5 protein-coding genes are annotated in these 6,528 nt (G+C 39.7%); 4 read left to right on the top strand and 1 reads right to left on the bottom strand.

The window, feature by feature from the left end:
• Positions 1-193 precede the first annotated feature (193 nt).
• On the bottom strand, positions 194-1,492 hold the full coding sequence (locus FFR48_RS24020) for an ABC transporter substrate-binding protein (RefSeq protein WP_137669110.1): 1,299 nt from the start codon (positions 1,490-1,492) through the stop codon (positions 194-196).
• A gap of 341 nt (positions 1,493-1,833) precedes the next feature.
• Here FFR48_RS24020 and pilM point away from each other — a divergent pair, with 341 nt between their 5' ends.
• The 4 genes from pilM to FFR48_RS24000 form a co-directional block, all read left to right on the top strand.
• Entirely contained in the window at positions 1,834-2,940 is a 1,107-nt protein-coding gene (gene pilM, locus FFR48_RS24015) for a type IV pilus assembly protein PilM (RefSeq protein ID WP_236104162.1), read from the top strand.
• 4 nt (positions 2,941-2,944) lie between these two features.
• A complete protein-coding gene (locus FFR48_RS24010; protein ID WP_137669109.1) occupies positions 2,945-3,721 on the top strand; it encodes a PilN domain-containing protein in 777 nt (258 codons plus the stop codon).
• Entirely contained in the window at positions 3,718-4,491 is a 774-nt protein-coding gene (locus FFR48_RS24005; protein ID WP_137669108.1) for a pilus assembly protein PilO, read from the top strand. Before FFR48_RS24010 ends, FFR48_RS24005 begins: the two co-directional genes overlap by 4 nt.
• A 126-nt stretch (positions 4,492-4,617) precedes the next feature.
• The coding region (locus FFR48_RS24000; RefSeq protein WP_137669107.1) for a type IV pilus secretin family protein at positions 4,618-6,528 on the top strand (1,911 nt) is incomplete at its 3' end.

Genomic DNA, 6,528 nt, shown 5'->3' with positions numbered 1-6,528 from the left:
AGTTTTAGCTATCTGTTATCCCCAGATTTTCTAATTTATCAGACCCAAAATGCACAGTTTTTAAGGTATACCCTTCAAAAATCTTGCACTTTCTTTCCTCCTGATCAGCCTCAAACCTTTGATTTACCAGTATTTTGGGTTTATTCAGCAAGCCCTAATTATCAATTGTCAATTGTCAATTGTCAATTATCAATTACCTATTATCCCATTGTTGTGCTGCATCTGTGACAGCTTGATCAACTGTTTTTTGTTTTAACATTGCCGCTTGGAGATTTTCATAAATTGCCTTTTGCAACAATTTAAAATCCTTCATTTTGGGAGTTAAAACTTCTGCTTTTTGCATTTGTTCAGCACTGATAATTCTGGCTTTTTCCACAGTAGAAGCATTAGCCGGAACTTCCTGAAAATAACTATCTGATAAAGCTTTCACCGTCGAAGGTAAAACATTTGCAGCTTTAGCAAAAGCTAATTGATTTTCGTCATTGGTGACAAATAAAGCAAATTTCACTGCTGCATCAGGATTTTTGGTAGCACGGGGGATGACAATATTCATTACAGCCACATTTTTCTTACCTGTATCACCGGTTATTTGGGGTGCGATCGCCGAAGCTTTAGCAATTTCTGGGGCATTATTAGAAATAGTCTTCAAAAACTCAGGACCAGAAGCTAAAAACGCCGTTTCCCCAGATTGGTATAAATCAATAGCATGACGATGGCCTTGAGTCAATGATTCTTTAGGTAGTAATCCTTTCTGATATAAATCTACCCAATACTGAAAAGCTGCTTTTCCTTGTGGTGTGTTAAAAGCCGCCTTACCCTCAGCATTTACCAAAGTCACACCCATTTGCACAAAAGATTCCAAAACCTCACCAGAATCTTGAGGTACAAAAGTAGCAAAAAAGGCGTATTTACCAGTTTTATCTTTAATTTGTTGCGCCGCTTGTGCTAATTCTGTATAAGTTGCAGGTGGTTTTGTGATACCTGCTTGTTTGAGCAAATCAGTGTTATAAATAGTTAACCTCGTAGTCAGATACCAGGGAATCCCAAAACTTTTACCATTGAGGGTACTAGCTTGCCAAATATTGGGCAAATAGGAGGAACGGACTTCACTAGGGACCTTTGCATCCAAATCTAACCAGGCATTTCTTCCTGCTAGTTGGGAAGCAAAATCTGGGTTAAGGTTAACAACATCTGGGGGCGTTTTTGCGGAGACAGATGTTAAAATCTTGTTCTCCATCGCAGCCCAAGGAACATCCACCCATTTGACTTTGATACTGGGGTTTTGGGATTCAAAAGTCGAAATCAGACTTTGGAAGTAGTTAGTAAATTGGGGTTGGAGTTGCATCGTCCAAAACTCAATGGTGGCGACTCCTGAAGCAGCAGGTTTTGTAGTTGTACTCACATTACCCGTGCTGCAACTGACCACCCAACTAGCTAATAAGCCAAACAAAACCCAAACAGTTAGTTTTTGTAATTTTTGCAATCTGATCATCGTGGTAATATTTTTACGATTAACGAGGGTGATTGGTGATTGGTGATTGGGGACTGGGGACTGGGGACTGGGGACTGGGAAAGAAAATTTTAGATTTTAGATTTTAGATTTTAGATTGGAGTTAACAAAAACAATCCAAAATTCTTGCATCCAAAATCCAAAATAAATAACTCCTGACTCTTGTACGGGCGTTCGCGAAGCGTGCTGGAAGCATCAGCATTCGGAAAATAGCCTTTTCATAAAATTGATAATTGGTCGCCCGAATGCTTCGCCCCTACGACTCCTGACTCCTTATCATAAATTTTCCATTTAGCAATCTAGCAGGTAAAACTGTGGTTAGCATCTTGAGTAATCTTGGTAATCTCCTTGGTAAATCCAACAAAGGTGTTGGTATTGAACTAGCACCAGATCGAATGAACATAGTTCAAATGCGTAAGCAGCGCCAAGGTTTAAAAATAGAATCTTTGATAACTTACCCCGTCCCAGAGGGAATAATTATAGATGGTAAGATTAACGATTCTCCCCGGATGGCGGAAATTATCCAACAGGCAATAGCTGAAAGCAAAATCCAAGCTTCCCGTTTTGCTACTTGTATTCCCGGAAAAGATGCTATTGTGCGTGTGATTCCTGTACCAGCTGAGTTGGATGATAAAGAGTTGCGGGACATTGTGCTTAACCATGAAGCAGCATTGTATTTACCCTATCCACGAGAAGAAGCTGATGTAGATTATCAAAAATTGGGGTATGTTGTAGACGAGGATGGCATTGAAAAAGTACAAGTGCTTTTGGTTGCCACTCGTAAAGAAGTGACAGATACCTATATTAATACTTTTGCCGAAGCTGGATTAGCAGTTGATGTTTTAGAGATTAACAGTTTTGCTCTGATTAGAACTATTCGGGATCAGTTGCGACTATTCGGACCCCAAGAAGCAGCAGTTTTAGTTGATATTGAATTTGATAGTACAGAAATTGCCATCATTATCAATGGAGTACCACAATTTTCTCGTGCTGTGCCTATAGGTACATATCAACTGCAAGCGGCTTTATCTAGGGCAATGAATTTGCCCATATCACGGGAGATGGATATGTTGATGGATATGATTATTCCCGCAAATCCTTTGGATGTAGCTAGAACCGGGCTGACTGGTGCTAATCCTGGTATGAGTCCGATGTTAAAAATACTAGGAGAATTAGCTGATGAATTACGTCGTTCTATAGATTTTTATATCAATCAGAGTGAGGGTTTAGAAGTTGCACAGATTTTACTAGCTGGTATGGGAGGAGGATTGCAACAACTGGATGAATTTTTTACTCAAAGATTAGGTTTTCCTACTACTCAAATAGATCCGATCAGAGATTTATCTTTGGAAGTAGAAGAAGATAAATATCCCCCAGTGCAACGCCCTGGTTTGGGGATAGTTCTTGGTTTAGGAATGCGGGAGGCATAAAAAAATGTACAGTCTAGATATTAATTTTCTCAAAGATCGCTCACCTGCTGAGTTGGATAATAATAAACCTGTTAGACCAAAAACTGATATCACTGAATATACACCAGCTTTATTGGGAGTCGGTGTGGGTTTGTCTATTCCAGCTTTGGTGTTTGGTGTTTTGTTGTTTTTACAAGCCCAAAATGCAGGACTAGGACAACAAATTGCCCAACTAGAGGAGGAAAACAAAAACCTAGATGTAAAATTAGCCGATATTCAGAAAATTAAGGAGGAAACAAAAGGCATTAAAGATCAAACACAAGCTTTAGTCACAGTGTTTGATCAGATTCGTCCTTGGTCAGCAATGTTACAGGATTTACGCGATCGCATTCCCGCAAATGTACAGTTGGAAACCATTAAACAAATTCCACCTGTGATCAAAGCCAAGAACAGTGAAGACGACAGTAACAATGCCGGAGAATTAGAAATTACAGGTTATGCCCGTTCTTTTGCTGATGTCAATGACTTTCTGTTAATTATGGGCAAATCCAAGTTATTTAAGCCCGAAGAAAGCAGAATTAGTACAGCGGAATTAGTTGATGCACCTGAGATCACTGGTGCTGTTCCACCTGAGACGAAAAATGAAGTGAAATTTAAACCTCCTCAAGTAGTTAAATACACTATTAAAGCTAGTTTAAGTCCTGTACCTGCATCGCAATTAATCCGTGATTTAGAACAAAAAGGTACAGTCGGATTAGTTGAAAGAATCCGTAACTTGCAAAAAATAGGAGCCATTAAATGACAGTCAGTGATGATTTAAATTTTTCTAAAAACGCCAATTTTGATGAGGCTGGATCTTCCTATCCTGTTGCCTTTGGTGTTACTTTTATACCTAAAGTAACTGGTGGGGTAGTTGGTGCTATGGGCTTGCTAGGCGCTGTTTATATGATACTAAACATGGTCATGCCAGAGTTTACCAACTTCCAAGACTTGCAAACCAAAAGTAAGGACTTGCAAGGACAAGTAGACCAAAAAAATCTCCAAGCTAAACAAGCATATAAATTACTAGGAGAATTAGCTCAATCTAAGCAACAACAAACCCAAGTTTTAGCTTTATTTGCTAATGAAAAAAGTCTGGATACATTACTTTTGGATACCAGTCGTTTGGTAGATTCCAGTAATGCTACAGCTATGGGCAGTAATGCCATTAAAGCCCAACTGAAAAAGTTTGCACCAGCAGGAGAAAAACCAGAAATTATTACTGATGGTAGTCTGGGAGACAAAGTTAACAACAAACTCAAACGCCAAGTTATCAAAGTAGAAATAGAAGGCAATTTTGAACAAACTCAGGCAATCATGCGTAATATTGAGCGATTACAGCCTTTATTACTCGTGCAAAATTATGATTCTAAATTAGTACCACCAGAAAAAGAAGATACAGATGATAAGCAAAAAGGAGTGCGTACAGGAGTCGGCAAAATTTCTACTTCCTTTGACTTAGTAGCATTAATGCCATTAACTGCTGAAGAACAGGCAGAAGCAGCAGCAAAAACCGCACCACCGCCTAAGTAACCTGCAAAAATCCTGAGTGCTGATTTGTCACTTATATGGCAATTCCATGTACAATGGATGACTATTAGATTTTGGCTTAATAAGTAGATATACAGACTGTTTTTTATTGAATGTGAGGAATGAACTGTGAAACAAGTTCATAGTAATGTTTTAATTTCTAGTGCGGTTGCTTGTGTCGTTTTAGCAGCACAACCTGTTTTGGCACAGACCACTCAAATTACAGAAGTGAAACTCAATCCCGTTGATGGGGGAATTAGTGTAATTTTAAAGACATCTTCTGGAAATAAACCCCAGATTTTCACCACTAAAAGAGATAAAGCCTTAGTTGGAGATATTATTAATACGCAACTGCGTTTACCTCAAGGCAAGAGTTTCCGTCAAGAAAAACCCGCACCGGGAATAGCATCTGTAGAAGTTAATCAGTTAGATGCTAACAGTGTCCGTGTTACCGTCATGGGTATTGATAACGCTCCTGCTGGTAAATCTGTAGTCCGTGAAAATAACAATCTGACTCTTGGTTTTACTACCACAGGAGACGCGACAGCAGCAGCACCCACACCAACCACAACCCCAACCACACCGAATACAAACACCACAGCATCAGCACCTCCAACTCCCCCTGGTGGTGCTGTAGAATTTGGTAAACAACCAGATGTGTTAGTACCTAACCCAGAAATAACAATTGATGGTAAAAAAGCACAACCAGCAGGACCAAATCAACCTTATAACCTAGCACCTCCCTTTTTACCTAGAGCAGTTGCCCCACCAGTAGGAGATATTACAGTATCTAATATTGATACATCTCCTACAAATATTGATTTAGGAACACAGGAACGAGTACCGCGTTTGGTGTTACGTGATGCACCAGTGAGGGAAGTTTTATCACTATTGGCTCGTGCTGCTGGACTTAACCTGGCTTATGTGGGATCAGAAGGAACAGCGCCACCAGCAGGCCAAACCATTAGCCAAACAATTTCTTTAGATATAGAAAATGAACCAGTGCAGGATGTATTTAATTACGTTTTGCGTTTGAGTGGTTTAGAAGCTAACCGCAGTGGGAGGACAATTTTTGTCGGCGCTAAATTGCCTAATTCTACCCGTGATACTGTAATGCGGAGTTTGCGACTCAATCAGGTTTCAGCTGATGTTGCCATAAACTTTTTAGTAAGTTTAGGAGCAGAAAGTAGTGTCAGTGTTGAAAGAACAATTACTAATGTTGTTTCTACTAAGGTAGGTGAGGAGACAGCCAAGAATAACCAAGAAGAGGTAAAAATACCAGAAGTAAAACCTCTGAGTCTTGGCGATGACGACTTTAAAAATATAACGCCTTTACTAAGAGGTTTACAGGCTGTAGGAGACTTGCGAACAAATTCTGTTACCTTGATTGGTTCTCCCAAGTTAGTTGATATGGCAATATCTCAACTGACTCAGCTTGATATTCGTCGTCGTCAAGTGATGGTGAACGTCAAAATTATTGATGTTAACCTATCAAATTTTCCACAGTACAACACCAGCTTTTCGTTTGGTATCGGTCGTAAGTTACGGTTCAACAGTAGTGATGGTTTAGCAAGCGTAGTATTTGATGGCGATGGTAGACTAACCTCTAATAGAAGTATTGTCGCTACTTTGGATGCTACAGTGGAATCTGGCAACGCTAAAATTTTGACTGACCCTACTTTAATAGTGCAAGAAGGTCAAACAGCCAGTGTTAATCTCACTCAAGAAGTCGTGGGCAATTTCAAAAGAGATATCACAGATACTGTGGGAGGTTCAAGAGAAGTTATCACAATTGAAAAAACCAATGTTGGTCTGACTTTAAGTGTAAAAATCGAACGCATTGACGATAATGGTTTTGTATCTCTATCAGTAGCTCCTGTTGTTCGCGCTCCCGCGGATGCAGAAGTTGTAGAAAATGCAGGACGAGTTGTTTTGATATCTGAACGTTCTCTCCAGTCTGGCTTAATCCGCCTGCGAGATGGTCAAACTCTAATTCTGTCCGGTATTATTCAAGACCAAGATCGGGCAACAGTTAACAAA

The sequence above is a fragment of the Sphaerospermopsis reniformis genome (genome assembly GCF_005402885.1).
In the GTDB taxonomy this organism is placed as follows: Bacteria; Cyanobacteriota; Cyanobacteriia; order Cyanobacteriales; family Nostocaceae; genus Sphaerospermopsis; species Sphaerospermopsis kisseleviana.
This window is presented reverse-complemented; position numbering and strand designations above follow the sequence as displayed.